Origin of the sequence: Hyunsoonleella jejuensis, assembly GCF_900111025.1 — a bacterium.
Lineage (GTDB): Bacteria > Bacteroidota > Bacteroidia > Flavobacteriales > Flavobacteriaceae > Jejuia > Jejuia jejuensis.
This window is the reverse complement of sequence record NZ_FOFN01000001.1, coordinates 821,779-842,249: the sequence shown is the minus strand read 5'-3', so window position 1 is coordinate 842,249 and position 20,471 is coordinate 821,779. Positions and strand designations below refer to the sequence as shown.

Annotated in this window: 23 protein-coding genes; 7 read left to right on the top strand and 16 right to left on the bottom strand. The window is 35.3% G+C overall.

Annotated elements, in window-relative coordinates; translation table 11 throughout:
- Positions 1 to 13 precede the first annotated feature (13 nt).
- Together BMY39_RS03670 and BMY39_RS03665 are read left to right on the top strand one after the other, a co-directional pair.
- The gene (locus tag BMY39_RS03670) at positions 14 to 1,843 is read left to right on the top strand and encodes a GNAT family N-acyltransferase (RefSeq protein WP_092575540.1); all 1,830 of its coding nucleotides are present in this window, start codon (positions 14 to 16) and stop codon (positions 1,841 to 1,843) included.
- Positions 1,830 to 2,843, top strand: coding sequence for a carboxypeptidase-like regulatory domain-containing protein (locus tag BMY39_RS03665; RefSeq protein WP_092575537.1), 1,014 nt, complete (start codon positions 1,830 to 1,832; stop codon positions 2,841 to 2,843). Before BMY39_RS03670 ends, BMY39_RS03665 begins: the two co-directional genes overlap by 14 nt.
- Positions 2,844 to 3,270: 427 nt before the next feature.
- Here BMY39_RS03665 and BMY39_RS03660 read toward each other — a convergent pair whose 3' ends face one another.
- The 13 genes from BMY39_RS03660 to leuS all read right to left on the bottom strand — a co-directional run bounded on the left by BMY39_RS03660 (position 3,271) and on the right by leuS (position 14,106).
- Positions 3,271 to 3,729 carry an NINE protein gene (locus BMY39_RS03660; RefSeq protein WP_092575534.1) on the bottom strand — a complete coding sequence of 153 codons (459 nt, stop codon included), beginning with the start codon at positions 3,727 to 3,729 and terminating at the stop codon, positions 3,271 to 3,273.
- Between the two features lie 95 nt (positions 3,730 to 3,824).
- Positions 3,825 to 4,589, bottom strand: coding sequence for a sulfite exporter TauE/SafE family protein (locus BMY39_RS03655; protein ID WP_092575531.1), 765 nt, complete (start codon positions 4,587 to 4,589; stop codon positions 3,825 to 3,827).
- A gap of 6 nt (positions 4,590 to 4,595) precedes the next feature.
- Positions 4,596 to 4,982, bottom strand: a complete 387-nt coding sequence (locus BMY39_RS03650; RefSeq protein WP_092575528.1) for a VOC family protein — start codon at positions 4,980 to 4,982, stop codon at positions 4,596 to 4,598.
- A 3-nt stretch (positions 4,983 to 4,985) separates the two neighbouring features.
- Positions 4,986 to 5,444 carry a DUF1801 domain-containing protein gene (locus BMY39_RS03645; RefSeq protein WP_092575527.1) on the bottom strand — a complete coding sequence of 153 codons (459 nt, stop codon included), beginning with the start codon at positions 5,442 to 5,444 and terminating at the stop codon, positions 4,986 to 4,988.
- 7 nt (positions 5,445 to 5,451) lie between these two features.
- Entirely contained in the window at positions 5,452 to 5,910 is a 459-nt protein-coding gene (locus BMY39_RS03640; protein ID WP_092575524.1) for a DUF4199 domain-containing protein, read from the bottom strand.
- Positions 5,911 to 5,933: 23 nt separating this feature from the next.
- A complete protein-coding gene (locus BMY39_RS03635; RefSeq protein ID WP_092575521.1) occupies positions 5,934 to 6,305 on the bottom strand; it encodes a VOC family protein in 372 nt (123 codons plus the stop codon).
- Between the two features lie 108 nt (positions 6,306 to 6,413).
- Positions 6,414 to 6,824 (bottom strand): response regulator transcription factor, encoded by a 411-nt coding sequence (locus tag BMY39_RS15335; protein WP_092575518.1) that lies wholly within the window; start codon positions 6,822 to 6,824, stop codon positions 6,414 to 6,416.
- Between the two features lie 147 nt (positions 6,825 to 6,971).
- Entirely contained in the window at positions 6,972 to 7,265 is a 294-nt protein-coding gene (locus BMY39_RS03625) for a GIY-YIG nuclease family protein (protein ID WP_092575515.1), read from the bottom strand.
- Between the two features lie 174 nt (positions 7,266 to 7,439).
- Positions 7,440 to 8,375 carry a 2-hydroxyacid dehydrogenase gene (locus BMY39_RS03620; protein ID WP_092575511.1) on the bottom strand — a complete coding sequence of 312 codons (936 nt, stop codon included), beginning with the start codon at positions 8,373 to 8,375 and terminating at the stop codon, positions 7,440 to 7,442.
- Positions 8,376 to 8,551: 176 nt separating this feature from the next.
- Positions 8,552 to 9,928: a magnesium transporter gene (gene mgtE, locus BMY39_RS03615; RefSeq protein WP_245738151.1), complete on the bottom strand. Its 1,377-nt coding sequence runs from the start codon at positions 9,926 to 9,928 to the stop codon at positions 8,552 to 8,554.
- Between the two features lie 154 nt (positions 9,929 to 10,082).
- Positions 10,083 to 10,862, bottom strand: coding sequence for a 16S rRNA (adenine(1518)-N(6)/adenine(1519)-N(6))-dimethyltransferase RsmA (gene rsmA / locus BMY39_RS03610; protein WP_092575508.1), 780 nt, complete (start codon positions 10,860 to 10,862; stop codon positions 10,083 to 10,085).
- Positions 10,863 to 10,894: 32 nt separating this feature from the next.
- The gene (locus BMY39_RS03605) at positions 10,895 to 11,218 is read right to left on the bottom strand and encodes a DUF4286 family protein (RefSeq protein ID WP_092575505.1); all 324 of its coding nucleotides are present in this window, start codon (positions 11,216 to 11,218) and stop codon (positions 10,895 to 10,897) included.
- On the bottom strand, positions 11,218 to 14,106 hold the full coding sequence (leuS, locus tag BMY39_RS03600) for a leucine--tRNA ligase (RefSeq protein ID WP_092575502.1): 2,889 nt from the start codon (positions 14,104 to 14,106) through the stop codon (positions 11,218 to 11,220). Before leuS ends, BMY39_RS03605 begins: the two co-directional genes overlap by 1 nt.
- 132 nt (positions 14,107 to 14,238) lie before the next feature.
- Here leuS and BMY39_RS03595 point away from each other — a divergent pair, with 132 nt between their 5' ends.
- Together BMY39_RS03595 and BMY39_RS03590 are read left to right on the top strand one after the other, a co-directional pair.
- Positions 14,239 to 15,117, top strand: a complete 879-nt coding sequence (locus BMY39_RS03595; protein WP_092575499.1) for a cell division protein FtsX — start codon at positions 14,239 to 14,241, stop codon at positions 15,115 to 15,117.
- A gap of 192 nt (positions 15,118 to 15,309) precedes the next feature.
- Positions 15,310 to 15,564, top strand: a complete 255-nt coding sequence (locus BMY39_RS03590) for a DUF3098 domain-containing protein (RefSeq protein ID WP_092575496.1) — start codon at positions 15,310 to 15,312, stop codon at positions 15,562 to 15,564.
- 49 nt (positions 15,565 to 15,613) lie between these two features.
- On the opposite strand, the gene BMY39_RS03585 is transcribed toward BMY39_RS03590, so the two are convergent.
- A complete protein-coding gene (locus BMY39_RS03585) occupies positions 15,614 to 16,738 on the bottom strand; it encodes a glycerate kinase (protein WP_092575493.1) in 1,125 nt (374 codons plus the stop codon).
- A 75-nt stretch (positions 16,739 to 16,813) separates the two neighbouring features.
- Here BMY39_RS03585 and BMY39_RS03580 point away from each other — a divergent pair, with 75 nt between their 5' ends.
- The 3 genes from BMY39_RS03580 to BMY39_RS03570 are packed head-to-tail and all read left to right on the top strand — an operon-like array spanning position 16,814 to position 19,075.
- Entirely contained in the window at positions 16,814 to 17,611 is a 798-nt protein-coding gene (locus BMY39_RS03580) for an undecaprenyl-diphosphate phosphatase (protein ID WP_092575490.1), read from the top strand.
- On the top strand, positions 17,611 to 18,300 hold the full coding sequence (gene truB, locus BMY39_RS03575; RefSeq protein ID WP_092575487.1) for a tRNA pseudouridine(55) synthase TruB: 690 nt from the start codon (positions 17,611 to 17,613) through the stop codon (positions 18,298 to 18,300). The genes BMY39_RS03580 and truB overlap by 1 nt, the downstream gene beginning before the upstream one ends.
- A gap of 52 nt (positions 18,301 to 18,352) precedes the next feature.
- The gene (locus tag BMY39_RS03570) at positions 18,353 to 19,075 is read left to right on the top strand and encodes a hypothetical protein (protein WP_245738149.1); all 723 of its coding nucleotides are present in this window, start codon (positions 18,353 to 18,355) and stop codon (positions 19,073 to 19,075) included.
- On the opposite strand, the gene BMY39_RS03565 is transcribed toward BMY39_RS03570, so the two are convergent.
- The gene (locus tag BMY39_RS03565) at positions 19,059 to 19,679 is read right to left on the bottom strand and encodes a thioredoxin family protein (protein ID WP_092575481.1); all 621 of its coding nucleotides are present in this window, start codon (positions 19,677 to 19,679) and stop codon (positions 19,059 to 19,061) included. The two genes, BMY39_RS03570 and BMY39_RS03565, sit on opposite strands and share 17 nt — an antisense overlap.
- 163 nt (positions 19,680 to 19,842) lie before the next feature.
- Complete coding sequence (locus BMY39_RS03560; RefSeq protein ID WP_177176536.1) at positions 19,843 to 20,463, bottom strand: thioredoxin family protein; 621 nt, start codon at positions 20,461 to 20,463, stop codon at positions 19,843 to 19,845.
- Between the last annotated feature and the right edge of the window lie 8 nt (positions 20,464 to 20,471).

The following is a 20,471-nucleotide window of genomic DNA, read 5'->3' as shown; positions in this document are numbered from 1 at the left end:
TACTTTTACGCCGATGGGGAAACAACAAGATACAGGTTTGGTAACCGCTAAGGAAGTGGCAAAAGCCATACAATTAGATAAATATGGCTTTATAGGCACTTTTATAGGATGGTTATTAATGAAAGTTCTTAAAATATCCACCCTGAACAAAATTTATAAGCGCAACAAACATCTTGAGAAAGTTGATTTTTTAAATGGAATTTTAGAAGATTTTCAAATTAAGTTTGAAATTCCTGAAGAAGACCTTAAACGCCTGCCAAAAGACGGTGCTTACATTACAATCTCAAATCATCCACTTGGAGGTATTGATGGGATTCTATTACTGAAACTAATGTTAGAACAACGTAGCGATTTTAAAATTATCGCTAACTTTTTATTACACCGTATTACCCCCTTAAAACCCTATATTATGCCCGTAAATCCTTTTGAGGACAGAAAGGACGTTAAATCTAGTATTGCAGGGTTTAAAAATGCCATTTTACATTTGCGCGAGGGGCATCCATTAGGTATTTTTCCTGCGGGCGAAGTATCAACATACCGAGATGGGAAACTAGTAGTGGACAGACCATGGGAGGAAGCCGCTATGAAACTGGTAAAAAAGGCTGAAGTGCCCATTGTACCCATATACTTTCATGCAAAAAATAGTAAGTTGTTTTACAAGCTATCTAAGATTAGCGATACGTTTAGAACTGCCAAACTACCTTCAGAATTGTTAACTCAAAAACGACGTACCATAAAAGTACGCATAGGAAAGCCCATTTCGGTTACCGATCAAAAGGAATATGAGTCTTTAGAAGACTTTTCGGAATTCATTCGGAAAAAAACTTATATGCTATCCAACACCTTTGAAGATAAATCAAAAATACTGAATATTCCGTCATCCTTAAAAGTGCCCAAATCTCCTAAAAACATTGTTACTCCCATTGATAGTGATATAATGGCAAAAGAAGTTGAGGCCCTGAGAGAAGACAACTCCAGACTTTTAGAAAGTAAAAACTATGAAGTGTTTTTAGCTGATGCTAAAAAGATTCCAAATATCCTAAGGGAAATAGGCAGATTACGGGAAATTACGTTTAGAGAGGTTGGTGAAGGCACCAACGAAGCAATAGATTTAGATGCGTTTGACAATTATTACCACCATATGTTTTTATGGGACAACGAGAAACAGCTCATTGCAGGCGCATATAGAATGGGTTTAGGTTCTAAAATTTTTAAACTTTATGGTATCGATGGGTTCTATCTACAAGATTTATTTCGCTTTGAACCAGAACTCTATAAAATGATGAGCGAGTCCATTGAAATGGGGCGTGCATTCATCATTAAAGAATACCAACAAAAACCAATGCCACTGTTCTTACTTTGGAAAGGCATCGTGCACACCACACTACGTTATCCTGAACACAACTATTTGATTGGAGGTGTGAGCATTAGTAATCAGTTTTCAAATTTCTCCAAATCTTTGATGATTGAGTTCATGAAATCACATTACTACGACCCTTATATTGCGCAGTATGTACGCCCTAAAAAGGAATTCAAAGTAAAGCTTAAAGATGCGGATAAAGATTTTGTTTTTGATGAAACTGAAGCCGATTTAAACAAGTTTGATAAATTCATTGACGAAATAGAGCCTGGTGCATTACGCCTGCCTGTGTTGCTTAAAAAGTATATAAAACAAAATGCAAAATTGGTAGCATTTAATGTAGACCCTTTATTTAACAACTCTGTTGATGGGTTGATGTACATTAAAATAGCAGATCTCCCAGAAAGCACCGTCCGTCCTGTTATGGAAGAATTTCAAGCAGAATTGGAGCGTAAATTCATGGAGAATAATGAAACTACGTAACGTATTTCTTGTTACATGCTTTCTGTTTCTTTGTGAAACAACCATTGGGCAAACCCTAGAAGGTGTGGTTTTGGATGCAAAAACCAAAACACCAATAGAAACCGCTACCGTTTATTTTGATAATACTACCTTAGGTGTTATTACCAATAGCAACGGAGAATTCTCGATACGCTACACAAAAGCTATACAATCGCCTTTAATCATATCTTTTCTAGGTTATAAAAAACAAATAATTTCTGATTACAGAAGTAAAAATAAGATAACAGTATTACTAGAAGAAAATACTGAAGCCTTAAGTGAAGTTCTTGTAAATGCCAATGATGGCATGACCAGAAGACAAAAATTGAAGTTTTTTAGAAAAGAGTTTTTAGGGACTTCAAGATTTGGAAACTCATGTAAAATATTAAATGAAGATGACATTGTTCTTCGCTATAATAAAAACGATAGAACGCTAACAGCCTACTCCAAAACACCATTACAAATAGAAAACAAAGCATTGCAGTACGTAATAACTTATGATGTGACCACATTTACTTTAAAATTTCATCCTTTAAACAAAAGTTTTAATCCTTTTGATGTTGCCTCTGTTGGCTTTTATGGCACTACATTTTACAAAGATTTAAAAATATTTAATAAGGCAAAAGCCTTTAAAAATCGAGCAAAAGCCTATGAAGGTTCAAGGCTAGAATTTATGAGAGCTTTGTATGCTGGTAAATTAGCTGAACGGGGTTACGAAATTTATGATGGAAAAAACAAAGTGACCCCGAAAGACTATTTTAAAATAGAACATAAGAATAACTCTAGCATAAAACGAGTATCTATAGAACAACCATTAAACATTTTGTTCGGCAGATGGGAACAATCTTCTATATATTTTTTAACACCTGCTATATTTATAGATTTTTACGGAAACTATACAAATGTAGATAAAGTGCAGTTTTCTGGTGTGATGGGAAAACAACGCGTTGGCGAGTTACTGCCTTTTGATTATGGGTTGTGATATTTTTAAGTCTGAAAAAATAATGGAAAAACGCTTATAGCTGCCGAAAATCATGGATAAGACTTAGTTGATGTTTAACGCTTTAAACTAAGAATTAGGATTAAACCCAGCAGCTAGATTTGTTTTGTCGAAGTAACAATTTTACGGTTTGAAACTCATGTAAGCACTCTCTAATTAAGAAATTGCAAATCGTCTTCAAATGTTTTGAAATGGTGGGTTGAAACAAAACAACTTCACCTAAAATAGTATTATATAAGCAAGATTCCTGCTTACTTATGTATTGTAAAATCGTGTGTACATAGGCAGTTACTGTTACTACCATTTGGCTAATGGTTCAACATAACTGTCAAATTTAGATACTCTTAAAAGGCTATAATTATATTGTGAAAAAAGCCTAAAGAACTAGTTCTTTAGGCTTTAGTTATTTTTAGAACCAAGGTTTCTTGCCAACTTGGTAGGTGTTGTAAAACTCTTCGTCTGATTTGGTTAAATAGATGATTCCTTCTATTAAACCAACTAAACCTGTAGCCCATACCACTAAAACACCAACTCCAACGCAAGACAAAACAATTCCAATGAGTGAAATAACGAGCAAAATTATACCTTCCTTTTGGTAACCCAAAACAAATTTATGTATACCCAACCAACCAACTAGAATTCCTAAAATTCCAGCTAAAATCTTTTTATTGTCCTTAGAAACGAACGTCTCCTTGGCGCTTTCAGCAAACTCATTAGCCGACTCTTTTGCTTCATTGGCAATTTCTTTCGCCTTTTCTTTGGCTTCACTAGCCATTTCCCCAGCTTTATCTGCTGCTTTTTTTGCACCATCCTTAGCGTCATCTAACATATCGTTTAAATCGTCGCTTAAATTTTTTTCGTCTGACATGATTTCTAGTTTTTTTTTGATTCGTATTTAAAAATAGTAAAAAATACATTTACTACTAACTCTATGTGCTTCAAACTATAAAAAGTTTTGTAATACTATCGGCATAGTAGCAAAACACCTCCAACGCCCGTAACAATTATTATAAACTTTCTGTAATTAACGTTTGATATTTTTTTAACAAGTGCTGCTCCCATAAAAAACCCAGAGACTATTGCAGGAACTAAGACTAAATTTAGAATAAGACTTTCTTTAGTTACGGTTTCCCAAACAAAATAATGAAACGGCAATTTAAACACATTAATTATAAAAAATAACCATGCAGCTGTACCTATAAATTCGTTTTTAGGCAATCGCATTGCCAAAAAATAAATATTAGAAATTGGGCCTGCTAAATTACCTATCATAGTAGAAAAACCCGCTAAAAATCCAGCTGAATTCGAAAACACTTTATTATGTGGAATAGCATTGGTTTTGCGCTTTTCAAAAAACCACATAATACCTACAGAACCAATAATGATAATAGCCATAATACGCTTAAATACAAGCTCTGATATAGTATCGCCTACCCAAACGCCCACCAAAACACCAATAACCATAGATGGTATTAGCTTCTTAATAAAACGCCATTGCGTATGTCTATTGTAATAACTTACCGCGATAATATCGGCCGAAATTAACATGGGCAATAAAATACCTGTAGATGCCTTTTCCCCAAAAACGAAAGCTAAAATTAAAATAATAATAACACCAATACCTTTTATGCCAGATTTTGAAAAACCCAAAATAAAGGCAGCCAACACTATAGCAATCCATTGAAAAACCGAAAGATGAAATGACTGAAGCGTTTCTACTATTCCCAAATTTATCTATTTAAAAGCTTCATCAACTGGTTCCCAAAGCTCAATTTTATTACCGTCGTTATCTAAAATCCATCCAAATTTTCCATATTCATATTCTTCCATTTCTCCAACTACAGTTACACCTTCCGCTTTTAAAAGCTCTAGTAATTCTACCAAATTTTCAACGCGGTAATTAAACATAAAATCCTTTTTAGTTGGCTCATAATATTTGGTGTCCTCGGGAAACGGGCTCCATTGCGTAGAACACGCATTGCCTTCGTTATCCTTCCACCAAAAAGTACAGCCATATTCATCTGTATTAAATCCTAAATGTTTTTTATACCATGCCTTAGTGGCTTTTGGATCTTTTGTTTTAAAAAATAAACCACCTATTCCTGTAACTCTATTTTTCATGTTTTATGCCTTCTTTATAGCGTTTTCGTAAATTTTAATCCACTCCTCGCAGGTCATTTTTCTAGTGAGTTCACCAATTAATTCAAAAGGAATATCATCTAAATATTTAAAACGAATACAACTTTTTCCCATATCCAACTTTCGCTGACTATGTTTAGGATATTCATTTACGAACCAATCGTGTAACTCTTTTTTTGCATAAATACCGCTATGGTATAAGTTCACAGAATTTTTCTGTGAAGCAAAACTCATAAATGGCAAAGGTGTTTTAGAGTCGCAATGGTATCCGTCAGGATATACCGAGTATGGTACATAATACCCAATCATTTTATAGATAATACCTTCTTCGAATCCTTTGGGCAAATTCTTATTAATTACCGTTCTAAGTTTCTGCAATGTAGCTTGTCTTTCTTGGGGAACCTGACGGATGTAATCTTCTATTGATGTTGCTTCGTATTGCATAGATTGTTTACTTACGCTGCAAAATTAAACCTGAAATTAAAGATATAATAAATCCAATAATGGTTACTAAAACCAACATAAATAATGCGCCCGTTGTGCTCGTCATTTCAATAACCTCATCGCCCCTACCTTCTTCAATCAGCATTTGTGTATAATCCTTAAAAAAGTTTGGATTGATATATTGCGTATAAATATAATCTGCTATGCCTATACCAATACCAACCAATACAGAAATTAAAACACCTATTAATAGTGCATTTCCAAGAGAAATTTTGCCGTTGTTAATCTTATCTCTGTAATATCTAATTCCAAAATAAATAAAAGAGAGAGACACAAAAATGGAAACATATCCTAAGATTTCTAGAGTTCCGAAATCTAAATCTTTTCCTAAAGCTAAATGGATGACAAAAATTAAAAAGCCAACAATAGCACCGTAACCGCCATATTTTAAAATTGTTTGTTTCATAATTAAAAATGTATTGACGTTTCCTATACGTGTTGGTCTATTAAAATAGTATTTCCATCAGGGTCATAAAACACCATACTAGCCGGACCTGATGTTGTTTGGTCTGCTTCCCGTTCTAGCTTTATGTTTGCGCCTTTTAAATGCTTTTGAATATCTCTTACATCATCAAACGCTTCAAGTGGGTTTGCGTTTTCATCCCAACCTGGATTAAAAGTTAAAATGTTTTGCTCAAACATGCCTTGGAATAAACCAACGAGCGCATTACCGTTTTTCATGATAAGGTAATTGTGTTTAATATCTCCAGCGAAAACGCTAAAGCCTAAAGTTTCGTAAAATGTTTTGGATTTATGAATATCCTTCACGCTTAAACTAATAGAAAATGCACCTAATTTCATGTAATATAATTTTGATTAATAATTTGAAACAAAACTAGGACTGCAGGTAGAATTAGAGGTCATACTAAAGTACCAATCTACTAGTACTTTTGTTTAAATGTATGAATTTTAAATGATTTGATACAATTTTGCTATTTGAAGTGCTTGCGTTCTACGTTTGGCATTCAGTTTTACTAAGAGATTAGATACATGGGTTTTAATAGTGCTTTCCGATATAAATAATTTATCCGCTATTTCTTTGTTAGACAATCCTTCTGAAATAGCTTGCAGTACTTCATATTCTCTTTCTGTTATTTCTAAATCTTTTATTTTTTGAAGATTAATGTCTTTTGTATCCGTTTGTTGTTTATGAAGCGTTTTTTTATTGATATAGATGCCAACAACTAAAAATACAACTGCAATTACAGCCACGGCAACTTCAGTCTTTAAATTGCCCGAATAGATGGAATAGGTGCTTAACTGAAATAAAAGTACCAGCGCTAATATTAAGCCAGAAAAAACTAGAATGGTTTTTTTCATGGATTAAAACTAATAAAAATCTTTATATGCTTCTCGATACAATTTCGACAAAAAAGTCGAAACCACTCGAAGTGACAACTGTAAGTTAATTTAGCCTATTGTCAGTTCGAGTGATGCGACGATAGGAGCATCGTATCGAGAACCATATTATTTTCTAAACTTCTTTTTAGCCAGATTTGGCAACTTATCAAACTCACCATTAATTAAAGCCTCTTTTTTAGCCCTAGACCATTTTTTAATTTGCTTTTCTGAAGAAATGGCCAATTCAACATTTGTGAATTCTGCGTAAAACTCCAACGAAACAGGTCTTCGTTTAAAAGTATAACTATCTGCATGTTTTCCTATCTGATGCTCTAACAGTCTTTTATCTAAATTTGAAGTGATGCCTGTATAATAAGTGTCATCCGAACATCTTAAAATATAAACGTTGTAAATTTTCATGTTTAAACTTTTGAAGCTTCTCGATACAATTTCGACAAAAAGTCGAAACCACTCGAAGTGACAACTGTAAGTTAATTTAGCCTATTGTCAGTTCGAGTGATGCGACGATAGCTATTGATTTATCTGAATGTCAGTTCGAGTAATTTTGAGGCACGAAAAATTTTGTATCGAGAACTAGCAAAATTTAGCTTTAATCTTATCTACTATAGTTTGTGCCAACTTCTCTTTACTTTCAACTGTCCAACCTGCAACATGTGGCGATAACAATACATTTTCAGCATTGATTAAATATTGAAAAGCCTCTGGCATCTCAGAAGAAAACAAACTCTCAAAGGACTTTTTTTCATATTCTAAAACATCGAGTCCTGCGCCATGAATTTTACCAGATTTCAATGCTTTAACTAAGTCTGAAGTAACCACACTTTTACCTCTTGCTGTATTTATTAACCAAAATGATTTTTTAAACTGATTGATAAAACCTGTATTTATCATGTTTAGTGTTAAAGGTGTTTGTGGCGTATGTAAACTTACTATATCTACTTTTTCTTGAAATTCTTTAAGTGAAACTTGTCTAGCATTGTCGTCTGCAACATTAGGTTTAATATCGTAGCAGATCACTTCAACATCAAAACCACGTAATTTTTTTGCAAAAGCTTTTCCCATATTACCATAACCAATTAACCCAACGGTTCTCCCATCAAGCTCAATACCTCTATTATCTTCACGCAACCATTTGCCTTGTCGTACTTCGTTATCTGCTTTATTTAGCTTATTAAAAAGTGATAGTAACATTCCCAAAGCATGTTCGCCAACAGCGTTTCTATTACCTTCCGGTGCCGAAATTAAATATACCCCTTTTTTTTCGGCATAGCCACAATCTATATTTTCTAGTCCTGCACCTACACGACCAATAAATTTTAGACTTGTGGCAGCATCTAGAAATTGTTTGTCGATGGAAAATCGACTTCGAATAATAATACCATCATACTTAGCGATTCTAGCTTCAACTTCTTCTTTTGAAGAGGTGTAATCTTCATGATTCTCAAACCCTAAATCGTTAAGTTGATTTAGTAAAAGTTCATGATTAGTATCTAGGTGAAGTATTTTCATCTTACAAATGTATGAAGTCCCCAAACGTTATGAAAATAATGAGATTTCTATTTAAGTACTGTTTGTGCTTTACCTATTGCTTTTAGGATTGCGTAGTGAAATATTTATATTCATTTAATTTAAAATATAAGGCAATGAACAAACCCTGACCTCCCGATGGCTAACCGTAGTAGTTATTATATGCCCAAAATCATTTTCGCAATCCAGAAGTAGATAAGAATTCCGAAAATATCATTACTTGTTGTAATGAACGGGCCTGTGGCGATGGCTGGGTCTATACCACGTTTATCCAAAAAAAGTGGCACAAACGTTCCGATGAGTCCCGCTACAATGATTACCGCTACTAAAGATGCTGATACTGCCAATGCCGTATTGATTTCTCCTTTGGTTGCCCATACAAAAAGAAATAAAACTATTGCGAGTATAACGCCATTAAGAGCGGCCAGTAACATTTCTTTAAGGAGTCTACTATTAACACTCCCTTTAACGTCATCATTAGCCAAACCTTGCACAATTATTGCGCTAGACTGTACACCTACATTACCTGCCATTGCCGCAATAAGAGGCGTAAAAAAGAACAATACCGCATATTTGCTAAAGGATTCTTGAAAGCCTTCCATAATAATAAATGCGCCAATACCACCAACCAATCCTAAAAATAACCAAGGCAAACGTGCACGGGTAAGTTGCAGTATGCTATCATCAGAATCTACATCACCCGTAATACCAGCAGCCATTTGATAGTCTTTTTCTGCTTCTTCTTTTAATACGTCTACAATATCATCAATAGTAATGCGTCCTAAGAGGGTTTTGTTTTCGTCTACAACTGGAATGGCTTCTAAGTCGTACTTCGCCATAACTCTGGCAACTTCTTCTACATCTTCATTTACATCAACATAATCTACACTAGATATATAAATATCGGCTATTTTCTGATCGCTTTTCGCAACTACCAAATCCTTTAAAGATAGACGTCCTATGAGTTTTTCTTCTTTATTAACTACATAAACCGAATGTACTCGAGTCACCTCTTTAGCTTGACCTCTAATGCGTCTTAAACATCCCGCAACAGTCCAGGTTTCATAAACCTTTACAAGCTCTTTTGCCATTAAACCACCGGCAGTATCTTCATCGTAAGCTAAAAGTTCCTTGATTTCCTCTTTATGCTCTTGGTCTTCAATTTGAGATATTACAGCTTGCTGACGTTCCTCAGGAAGCTCTGCAATGATATCTGCCGCGTCATCGGTATCTAATTCCTCTACCTCTTCGGCAATTTCTTTGGCAGTAAGATTTTTTAGAACTTTTTCTCGATTATCTTCATCGAGCTCCATTAAGATGTCTGAAGTCGTTTCAGAATCCAACAATTTAATAACGTAAATCGCCTGTTCTAGATTAAGTTCGTCTAGAATTTCAGCAATATCTGCATAGTGATACTCTTTTAACAAGTTTCGAAGTGCCTTATCATCTTGCGATTCTACAAGACCTTCTACCTGCTCCAAAAGTTCTTCAGTGAGCTCAAATTGTATCTTTCCTTTTTCTTCCTCTTCCATCATTGTGGAGGTTATTTCGTTTTCATATGAGTCCGAGCGACTATTTTTAAGCTAATGCGAAAAAATAATTGTATCGAGAACACTTAATAGATTAGAAATCTTTTTGGGTTTCGATACGATTCCGATACCAATCGGAATAACTAGACCTATCAGTAGCTTATGGTTTTCTGTCGTTTTCAATTAATTGCGTAAGTTCGATAAACTCTTGAACCTGCAATTGTTCCGGACGTTTGCCAAATATAACATTTGCTTTTAAATTATCAGACAAATCCAATGTTTTTAAACTGTTACGCAATGTTTTTCTTCGTTGCTGGAAGCCTACTTTTACCACTTTGAAGAATAATTTTTCATCGCAGGGCAATGTGTAGTTTTCTTTTCGGGTAAGTCGAAGTACGCCTGAATCTACTTTTGGTGGTGGATTAAATACAGATGGCGGTACGGTAAATAAATATTCGGCATCATAAAACGCTTGGGTCAATACCGACAAAATCCCATACACTTTACTGCCTTCTTTAGAGCAAATGCGCTGCGCAACTTCCTTTTGAAACATACCTGAAAACTCAGGAATTTGATTTCGCATTTCTAAAGTTTTAAATACAATTTGAGTTGAAATATTATACGGAAAGTTGCCAATAATAGCTAAAGATTCGCCTTTAAACACATCGTTTAAATCATACTTTAAGAAATCTTTTTCTATAATTCTTGGTGCTAAATTCAGGTAATTGGCCTGCAGGTATTCTACAGATTCTGAATCGATTTCTATAACGTAAGTAGTAATATCTTTTTTAAGCAAATATTTAGTAAGCACACCCATCCCCGGACCAATCTCAAGTACATTTTTATAACCTTTAAGCGAAAGAGTGTCCGCTATTTTTTCGGCGATACTTTCATCCCTTAAAAAATGCTGACCTAGATGTTTCTTTGCTTTTACAGACATAGCTTTTAGCTACTGGCTTTTGGCCTTTAGCTTTACGTGAAATTTACTGTGTATTCGTCAATAATTTGAAGTTCGGTTCTAAAGGCTAACATTTTGTCGGCAAACTTTTTCATACCAGCGCTTCTCAATTTTTCGGCATCTTCTTTATAATAAGCATCCAAAGCTTCTCTAGAATAAGAACGGTATTGAATAGAATACGTTACGCCTCCCATATCTTCCTCTACCAAAACTCTGGTTAAGGTAGCCTTTTCAAATTTGCCAGTACCTAAAACTTGCGGAATATGTTCTTTAATCCATATTAACCACTCGTCGTGAATGGATTCGTCTATATTTACTGTAACGTTATAAATGTACATTAGCCAACTATATTTACAATTTTCCCAGGTACTACAATTACTTTTTTAGGTGTTCTCCCTTGTAATTGGTCTTGAGTTTTTTCGTTTTCTAGAACTGCTTTTTCAATCTCGTCTTTACTTAAATCTAAAGGCAATTCCATAGTGAAACGCATTTTACCATTAAATGAAATTGGGTAATTTTTACTGCTTTCTACCAAATGACTTTCATCGAATTCTGGAAATGGCGCTGTTGAAATTGAACCGCTATTTCCTAACTGACTCCATAATTCTTCAGCAATATGCGGTGCATAAGGCGAAATCAATATCAATAAAGGTTCTAAAATTTCTTTTGAAGTACATTTTTGTGCCGTCAATTCATTCACTGCGATCATAAATGTTGACACCGATGTGTTGAATGAGAAGTTCTCGATATCTTCTTGTACCTTTTTGATGGTTTTATGAAGTGTTTTTAAGGCCTCCCCTAACCCCTCCGAAGGAGGGGAACTCTCACCCGAAACGTAGAAACTGCCGTTTTCTCCTTGGTGGTATAGTTTCCATAATTTTTTAAGGAAGTTGTGTACGCCAGTAATACCCGCAGTATTCCAAGGTTTGTATTGCTCTAACGGTCCTAAAAACATTTCGTATAAACGTAAGCTATCTGCGCCATAATCCGCAACGATATCGTCTGGATTAACGACGTTGAACCATCTCTTAGACATTTTTTCAACCTCTCTACCAACAATGTATTTGCCATCCTCCATTATAAACTCAGCATCTTTAAACTGAGGTTGCCATTGTTTAAGCTGTTCTACATCAATTTCATCTGATGAGTTTACCATATTCACATCGACTCTAAGCTCTTCGATATCATATTTATCCTTCAACCCCTTTGATACATACTTATTTGTTCCAGAAATTCGATACACTATTGCACTAGTCCCCAAAATCATCCCTTGATTAATCAGCTTTTTGGCGTATTCATCAACGGGCACTAGGCCTTTATCAAACAAGAATTTTTGCCAAAAACGAGAGTATAACAAGTGGCCTGCAGCGTGCTCGCTACCGCCAATGTATAAATCTACATCTTGCCAATACGCCAACGCTTCTTTACTCGCAAATTCATTGGGGTTATTCGCGTCCATATAGCGGTTAAAATACCACGAACTTCCTGCCCACCCTGGCATGGTGTTCAATTCAAGAGCCCCACCTAACCTCCCCGAAGGGGAGGAATTCTCAAACTCCTCTTTGGAGACGATTTCCGCCCTATCACCGTATTGCAACCAATGCCATTTTTTGGCATTGCCTAGAGGCGGTTCACCTGTTTCTGTTGGTAAATATTTATCTACTTCGGGTAACTCTAATGGTAAAAATTGCTCGTCTATCATTTGAGGCATCCCAGTTTCATCATAATACACCGGAAACGGTTCCCCCCAATAGCGTTGTCTGGAAAATACGGCGTCACGTAAACGATAGTTAGTTGTTCCTTTTCCTTGTCCAATAGTTTCAAGTTCGGCTATTACTTTTTTCGTAGCCTCTTTATATTTCAATCCATTTAAGAAACCTGAATTCTTTAAAACAAACCCTGATTTTTCAGCAAAAGCTTCAGTTGCTATTAAATCATCCGCATCTGTTCCCTCTTTGGGGGCTAGGGGGCTGAATATATTAGGAATGGGTATATTAAAATGCTTCGCGAAATCATAATCGCGCTGGTCTCCACATGGTACTGACATTACTGCCCCTGTTCCGTACCCTGCCAACACATAATCACCAATCCAAATTGGAATGGGTTCTTTTGTGAATGGATGTTCTGCGTAGGCACCCGTAAACGCACCTGAAATGGTTTTTACATCTGCCATTCTATCACGTTCACTGCGTTTTGCAGTGGCTTCAATATAAGCATCAACGTCTTCCTTTTGTTCTGGAGTTGTTATTTGCGATACTAATTCGTGTTCTGGAGCTAATGTCATAAAACTTACACCGAAAATGGTATCAGGTCTTGTGGTAAACACATCAATAACGGCGTCATGGTCATTCACATTAAAAGTTACCGAGGCTCCCACCGATTTCCCAATCCAGTTACGCTGACTTTCCTTTAAACTATCTGTCCAGTCTATTTTATCTAAACCTTGAAGCAACCGTTCTGCATAAGCAGAAATGCGCATGCTCCATTGGGTCATTTTTTTTCTGATAACAGGATGTCCACCACGCTCTGAAACACCATTAACAATTTCATCATTTGCTAAAACAGTTCCCAATGCAGGACACCAGTTCACTTCAGTTTCAGCTAAATACGTCAATCTGTATTGTAGTAATATCTTTTGTTGTTCTTCCGAAGAAAAACTAGTCCATTCTTCAGCAGAAAATGCCTTTATATCATCGTCACAAACCGCATTTACGGTTGCATTTCCTTCAGTTTCAAAAATTTTAACTAATTCCGAAATATCTTCAGCTTTGTTAGAATCATTATTATACCAAGAATTGAATAGTTGAATGAAAATCCACTGCGTCCATTTGTAATAACTTGGATCGGACGTTCGTACTTCACGAGACCAATCGAACGAGAATCCAATTTGATCTAGTTGACGGCGGTAAGTCTTAATATTTTCTGCAGTAGTAATCGCCGGGTGTTGCCCGGTTTGAATCGCATATTGCTCTGCAGGTAATCCAAAACTATCATAGCCTTGTGGGTGCAACACATTAAAGCCCTGGTGGCGCTTGTATCGCGCATAAATATCTGAAGCAATATACCCTAAGGGATGCCCAACATGTAAACCTGCACCACTTGGGTAAGGAAACATATCCAAAACGTAATATTTTGGTTTGTCGCTATTGTTCTCAGCTTTAAATGTTTGATGGTCTGCCCAATACTTTTGCCATTTGGCTTCTATCTCGTTGAAATTGTATTTCATTCTCTTTTAATCTCTTCCGCTTAATAAAAGCGCAAATTTAAACTTATTATACCAATGTTAAAAGTTTACACGTTGTAAAGAACAACGAATTAGAATACTTTATTATTTTTACAGCATTAATCCAGTTCCTCTATGAGTTCATCCTTTGAAAAACATCAAAAACGTCGCTTGGTATCTTCATATGTTTCGGTTGTTGTTAGTATTGCATTAGTGTTGTTTTTATTGGGTTTATTGGGTATGTTGGTTTTGAATGCCAAAAAAGTCTCCGATCATTTTAAAGAACAAGTGGTAGTTACCATTTATTTAAAAGATACCGCCAAGGAAGTAGAACGTAAGCAGCTTGAAAAAAGTTTGGCTATGGCCGATTATGTAAAATCTACCGAGTACGTCTCTAAAGAACAGGCCGCTGAGTTTATGAAAGCCGAAACTGGTGAGGATTTTATGGATTTTGTAGGTTACAACCCATTGCAGAATTCTATAGATGTGCACTTAAAGGCAGATTTTGTAACCTCTGAACATTTGGAAAAAATTTCAGCCGAAGCCCTGAATAAGACCTTTGTAGATGAAGTAACTTATGATAACGATTTGGTAAACCTAATGAACGATAACGTAAAGAAAATAAGTTTTTGGGTATTAGTGATTAGTGGCCTTTTTACTTTAATTGCTGTTTTATTAATAAACAGCTCGCTGCGACTAGCAGTATATTCTAAACGTTTTACGATAAAAACCATGCAAATGGTGGGTGCTACCAAACGGTTTATTCGGCGTCCGTTTGTATGGAAAAGTATAAGATTGGGCATTATTGGCGCTGTTTTAGCAATGATAGGAATGGCCATTGTATTGTATTACATCAATAAAACCTTCCCCGAATTGGAATTGTTGGCAAACCCAGTTTTAATGGTGTTATTGTTTGTACTTATTTTGGGATTGGGCATCGTTATTACTTGGATAAGTACACATATTGCGACACAACGCTTCTTGAATTTAAAAACAGATGAGTTGTATTATTAGTGTTATTTGGGCGTTACCCACAACAATTCGACAAGCTCAGTGCAGGTGGGTCGAGCTTTCGCGAGTCGCTCTCTGCGAGGAGCTCCAATCCCGCACGTGCGGGACTCAATCCCTAACGCAAAAGAAATTTTAAACTCATATTAACATTTCATCTTAAATAAATCACTTAATTTGCACTAATTCTTTGAAACTATGGGAGAAAAAAAACGCAAAGAAGCTACAAAACCAATATTTGTTTTCGGCAAGAAAAACTATAAATGGATGTTTATTGGTCTAGGCTGTATTGCACTTGGTTTTATTTTAATGGCCGGTGGCGGTAGTGACGACCCTAACCTTTTTAACCCTGAAATCTTCTCTTGGAGACGTATAAGATTAGCACCAACACTTGTACTTATTGGGTTTGGCATTCAGATTTATGCTATTTTGTTAAATCCGGATAAGAAGTAGTTATCAATACAGTTTCTCATACTTTGATTGCTCTAGATTAACATAAGTTTTATATCAAGTTTTTAGCAAAGTTTTTAGCTATAATTTTCAAATATCCCAAACTATTTTTCATCGCATCTTCAGTATTGTTTGTATAATTCAAAACTGCATCCACATATACCAACCCTAACTCCTTAATTTCTTCCTTATTTAAATCTACACCTCCACAAAAGGCAGCTACTTTTATCTTTTTCGCTTTTGCAGAAGCTAATACTCCTTGAATCGTTTTTCCAGAAAAGGTTTGCGCATCCAAATTTCCCTCACCAGTAATAATCCAATCTGTATCTATTAATTTTTTATCAAATTGCGCTAAGTCTTTCACAAGATTCACCCCTCGTTGTAAAGTACCTTTTAAGAACACCTTTGATGCAATACCCATACCACCTGCTGCTCCTGCTCCTTCAACCTGTTGTGGATTAATACCAAATATAGCTTCAATTACTTTTGCAAAATCCTGAAGCCCTTTATCCAACAGCACTATATCATCAGTTGTTGCTCCTTTTTGTTTTGCATAGACATACGCTGATCCGTTCTTGCCATAAAGCGGATTGGAAACATCACATGCGATATTAAATTTTACTTCTTTTAGTTTTGGGTGCATTTGTGAAGTATCAATGGTGCTAACTTTTGATAAGTTAGCCCCTATTGGTTTTACTATTCTGTTGTCTGCATCTAAAAACCGATAACCCAAAGCGGTTGCCATACCCATACCGCAATCGTTTGTGGCACTTCCGCCAATACCTAGTATAATTTTTTTTGCCCCTCTATTAATAGCATCCAGAATCATTTCCCCAGTGCCCAAAGTCGTTGCATTTTTGCAATCAAAATCCTTAGGTCTTAACAATTTTACTCCAGAAGCTTCTGCCATTTCAAGAAACGCAGTTTGCTCTACTTCAGCATATAAATAGGTTGCTTTAATTTTTTTAAAAAACGGACTGTTTACTGTTACTGTAATAACAGTACCTTTCAAATAGTAATTTACAATTTCAATTGTGCCGTCACCACCATCAGCCAACGGTAATTTTAAAATCTCGCAATTGGGTAAAACTTTGAGAATACTGGCTTCCACCGAATCGCAAAACTGTAATCCTGTTAAAGATTTTTTGAATTTATCTGGTGCAACCACAATTTTCATACCTCTAAAATACACTTTATCTAAAGTTTAATGTTCAAAAACTTAATTGTATGAGTATTTTAATATTTTTGCGCCATGGATGTAATCGATGCTATTATATTAGGAATTATTCAAGGGCTCACCGAATTTTTACCTGTATCCTCTAGTGGTCATTTAGAATTGGGGAAAGCTATTTTGGGAGATATTCCCGACCCAAAGGAAAGTTTACTTTTTACCGTTGTGCTTCACTTTGCCACTGCCTTAAGTACTATGGTGGTATTTAGAAAGGATATTTATGAAATTATAAGAGGTATTTTAAAATTCCAATGGAATGAAGACATGCAATTTCTAGCTAAAATTGTAGTGTCTATGATACCCGCCGTAGTTGTTGGTTTATTTTTTGAACAACAATTGGAAGCACTTTTTGGAGGTAATATTCTACTTGTTGGCTGCATGCTCATTATAACTGCACTACTTTTATTTTTAGCAGACAAAGCTAAAAACACTAATAAAAAAGTAAGTTTTAGCAATGCTTTTGTAATTGGCATTTCTCAAGCTATAGCGATGCTTCCAGGAATATCTCGCTCCGGTGCTACAATTTCAACATCGGTATTATTAGGAAATGACAAAACGAAGGCTGCGCGCTTTTCATTTTTAATGGTGGTACCACTAATTTTCGGAAAAATTGCAAAGGATATTTTAAGCGGTGAAATTTCTACACAAAGCCAGAACTTTGCAGCACTCTCCATTGGTTTTATTGCTGCTTTTGTTGCAGGATTATTTGCCTGTACGTGGATGATTGCTTTAGTAAGAAAAAGTAAACTATCCTACTTTGCAATGTACTGCGTTATAGTTGGCATTATTGCCATTGTCGTAGCCTTAATTAACAAATAATGACTGCTGAAGATTTCCTTTCCGGACAAATTTTATTGGTAGATAAACCTTTGAATTGGACGTCTTTTCAGGTAGTGAACAAACTACGCTGGGAAATTAGGCAAGCATTCAATATAAAAAAAATAAAGGTAGGACATGCAGGTACTTTAGATCCCCTAGCTACTGGTTTATTGGTGATTTGTACTGGAAAAAAAACCAAAGAGATTAATACCTATCAAGGGCAGATTAAAGAATATACTGGCACCTTTGTATTAGGAAGTACAACACCTTCTTTTGATTTAGAAACAGAAATTAACGAAACCTATCCAACAGACCATATTTCTAAAGATTTAGTTCATAAAACTACGACCGAATTTATTGGAGACATTCAACAATTTCCGCCTGTATTTTCTGCAATAAAAAAAGACGGGAAACGCTTATATGAATTTGCCCGTGCTGGTGAAACGGTGGAAATTACATCTAGAACAGTTCGTATTCTAGAATTTGAAATTACAAAGATTGAAGGGTTACATCTTGATTTTAGAGTAGTGTGTAGTAAAGGTACTTACATCCGCTCACTTGCTAACGATTTTGGAAAAGCTCTAAACTCTGGTGCCCACCTTTCAGCATTAAAACGTACTAAAATTGGTGACTTTTCTATTGAAAATGCAATGTCTATTGAACGCTTCATAAATAGCTTAAAAAACTAAATTCTGTATATTTACGTATATTTCAATGTAAAGACATTGTTAAAATATAGATTTGAGCCTAACAAATCAACATAAAGCCCTATTAATCACCCTACTTATTACAGGTACGGTGGTACTCTCTGTTTTCAACCTAAGCCTAAAAAAACAAAATGAGAAAACTGCCGAAAGCTATTACGAAATTGAACCTGAACCTGAACTAACGGAAGAGGAAATTAAAATTCTTGAGGCATTAGAGAATATGAATAATGCGAAAGCCGAAACGAATAAGGCGTTTAACGAAACAAAAAACAATAAACATTTTGCCGAGGCTTATAAACCTATAGCCCCTCCCGAAGATTACGAACCTAAATCGAGTAACCTAGATAATTCTAGCGCCATTGAGAGTTATAAATCCAAATACAAGGAAAGTAATCCCGCCAAACTAAAAAACGAGGACCTCTCTTCATTTAGTAAAGTAAACGAACTTCTTAAAAAACAAAAAGGTGAAGGAGCCAATACTAAAAGTACCGTAAGCTATTCTCTAAAAAACCGTGATGATATTTACCTACCTATACCTGTTTACTTATGCGAAACAAGCGGTAAAATAGTGGTAAATATTACGGTTAATGCCGATGGCGATGTTATTGATGCTTATACCAATACCTCTTCAACGTCTTCAAACGAATGTTTAATAGAGCACGCTCTTCAATATGCTAGAGATTCTAGGTTTAGCAAAAACAGCGCAAAACCAACCCAAATAGGCTCTATTACTTTTAATTTTATTGGTAAACGGTAGCCGATTGTAACTGACTTAATATTTCGGTGATATCGTCAATTACATTTTGCCCCTTATTATCATTGTACCAATGTTGTAAGTCCTGTTTAAAACTTTCGGTTAATGTTCCATTCATTGCTTTAAATCTATTTACAAAACCGGTTGCTTCACTTGGTCTCGGCCCGTAAGTATTTAAAATATTACCTGTAGCATTATCGATAATAATTAACTTTGGTATAGCTCTATTACCATAAGTAAGGAAGGCATCCATTAATTTGGGATTCTCATCACGCAATACTAGGCGATAGTTTATATTAGGATTCATTTCTGCAATTTTATTTAGCACAGGCAATATATGGGCAGCATCACCACACCAACTCTCTGTTATAACTAACCATGTAACTTTCATATCGAATTTAGAGAGTCGCTTTTTCGCCGCATCCGATACTTTTAAGGTTTTGTCCCAACGCCTCATGCGTTTAGCGTTTAACTTGGTATAGTTAATTAATGCCGTAGATTGCTCATGACCGGTAGTAGCTCTTTTTTCAACTAAATCTTCAACTAAATCTCGATATGCTTGATAAGGCATACTTTTTTTGATACCAGATTCTATAATAGTTTTCATGATACATGCTTTTAAGACAACAAAACAAATTTAATAGGTTGCTTTCTGTAATCTGCTGACTTTTATCATGTTTAAAAAAATAACCATAACCTTTCTGCAATAAAAATGCGATTCATAAGAATCGCATTTTTATCAGGCATTTATACTTTAAGCTTTTTTTATGTTAAACACACATTTCTAGTTGAAGCTCTTGAAGTATAAGCGCAATATCTTCAATAATATTTTGCCCTTTGTCTTTATTGTACCATAATTGTAAATCTTCCTTAAACTCTGGTGTTAATACACCGTGTTCAGCTTTATAATTATTTACTAAAGCTGTGGCTTTACTTGGTCTTGGCCCAAACGTATTTAACACCTGGCCTGTTTCATTATCAATTATTATAAGTTTTGCAATAGCACGACCTCCATTGGTTAAAAACATATCCATTAACTCCAAGTTTTCATCACGAAGTACTATTTTAAAATCAATATTATCATTTAATTCCGAAAGTTTATTTAAAACAGGAACCACATGTGCAGCATCACCACACCAACTTTCTGTAATAACCAACCAAGTTAATTTTTTTGAAATACCAGTGATGCTTTGTTGTGCTTCAGAGGTAATTTTTAACGTTTTATCCCAGCGTTTCATGCGTCTTGCATTAAGTTTTGTATAGGCAACTAGGGCTTCTGTTTGCTCAGTTCCAGTAGTAGCATCGTTCTCTACTAACGTATTCATCAAAACCGTGTAATCATCATAAGACATGGCTTTGTCTAAACTTCTTTTTATTATTGGGTCTATCATTTTCTATT

What these genes read in the sequence shown, in the direction of transcription:
- BMY39_RS03670 (WP_092575540.1), top strand. Translation starts at nt 14, where the DNA reads ATGGGGAAACAACAAGATACAGGTTTGGTAACCGCTAAGGAAGTGGCA.
- BMY39_RS03665 (WP_092575537.1), top strand. Translation starts at nt 1,830, where the DNA reads ATGAAACTACGTAACGTATTTCTTGTTACATGCTTTCTGTTTCTTTGT.
- BMY39_RS03660 (WP_092575534.1), bottom strand. Translation starts at nt 3,729, where the DNA reads ATGTCAGACGAAAAAAATTTAAGCGACGATTTAAACGATATGTTAGAT.
- BMY39_RS03650 (WP_092575528.1), bottom strand. Translation starts at nt 4,982, where the DNA reads ATGAAAAATAGAGTTACAGGAATAGGTGGTTTATTTTTTAAAACAAAA.
- BMY39_RS03645 (WP_092575527.1), bottom strand. Translation starts at nt 5,444, where the DNA reads ATGCAATACGAAGCAACATCAATAGAAGATTACATCCGTCAGGTTCCC.
- BMY39_RS03640 (WP_092575524.1), bottom strand. Translation starts at nt 5,910, where the DNA reads ATGAAACAAACAATTTTAAAATATGGCGGTTACGGTGCTATTGTTGGC.
- BMY39_RS03635 (WP_092575521.1), bottom strand. Translation starts at nt 6,305, where the DNA reads ATGAAATTAGGTGCATTTTCTATTAGTTTAAGCGTGAAGGATATTCAT.
- BMY39_RS15335 (WP_092575518.1), bottom strand. Translation starts at nt 6,824, where the DNA reads ATGAAAAAAACCATTCTAGTTTTTTCTGGCTTAATATTAGCGCTGGTA.
- BMY39_RS03625 (WP_092575515.1), bottom strand. Translation starts at nt 7,265, where the DNA reads ATGAAAATTTACAACGTTTATATTTTAAGATGTTCGGATGACACTTAT.
- BMY39_RS03620 (WP_092575511.1), bottom strand. Translation starts at nt 8,375, where the DNA reads ATGAAAATACTTCACCTAGATACTAATCATGAACTTTTACTAAATCAA.
- mgtE (WP_245738151.1), bottom strand. Translation starts at nt 9,928, where the DNA reads ATGATGGAAGAGGAAGAAAAAGGAAAGATACAATTTGAGCTCACTGAA.
- rsmA (WP_092575508.1), bottom strand. Translation starts at nt 10,862, where the DNA reads ATGTCTGTAAAAGCAAAGAAACATCTAGGTCAGCATTTTTTAAGGGAT.
- BMY39_RS03605 (WP_092575505.1), bottom strand. Translation starts at nt 11,218, where the DNA reads ATGTACATTTATAACGTTACAGTAAATATAGACGAATCCATTCACGAC.
- leuS (WP_092575502.1), bottom strand. Translation starts at nt 14,106, where the DNA reads ATGAAATACAATTTCAACGAGATAGAAGCCAAATGGCAAAAGTATTGG.
- BMY39_RS03595 (WP_092575499.1), top strand. Translation starts at nt 14,239, where the DNA reads ATGAGTTCATCCTTTGAAAAACATCAAAAACGTCGCTTGGTATCTTCA.
- BMY39_RS03590 (WP_092575496.1), top strand. Translation starts at nt 15,310, where the DNA reads ATGGGAGAAAAAAAACGCAAAGAAGCTACAAAACCAATATTTGTTTTC.
- BMY39_RS03585 (WP_092575493.1), bottom strand. Translation starts at nt 16,738, where the DNA reads ATGAAAATTGTGGTTGCACCAGATAAATTCAAAAAATCTTTAACAGGA.
- BMY39_RS03580 (WP_092575490.1), top strand. Translation starts at nt 16,814, where the DNA reads ATGGATGTAATCGATGCTATTATATTAGGAATTATTCAAGGGCTCACC.
- truB (WP_092575487.1), top strand. Translation starts at nt 17,611, where the DNA reads ATGACTGCTGAAGATTTCCTTTCCGGACAAATTTTATTGGTAGATAAA.
- BMY39_RS03565 (WP_092575481.1), bottom strand. Translation starts at nt 19,679, where the DNA reads ATGAAAACTATTATAGAATCTGGTATCAAAAAAAGTATGCCTTATCAA.
- BMY39_RS03560 (WP_177176536.1), bottom strand. Translation starts at nt 20,463, where the DNA reads ATGATAGACCCAATAATAAAAAGAAGTTTAGACAAAGCCATGTCTTAT.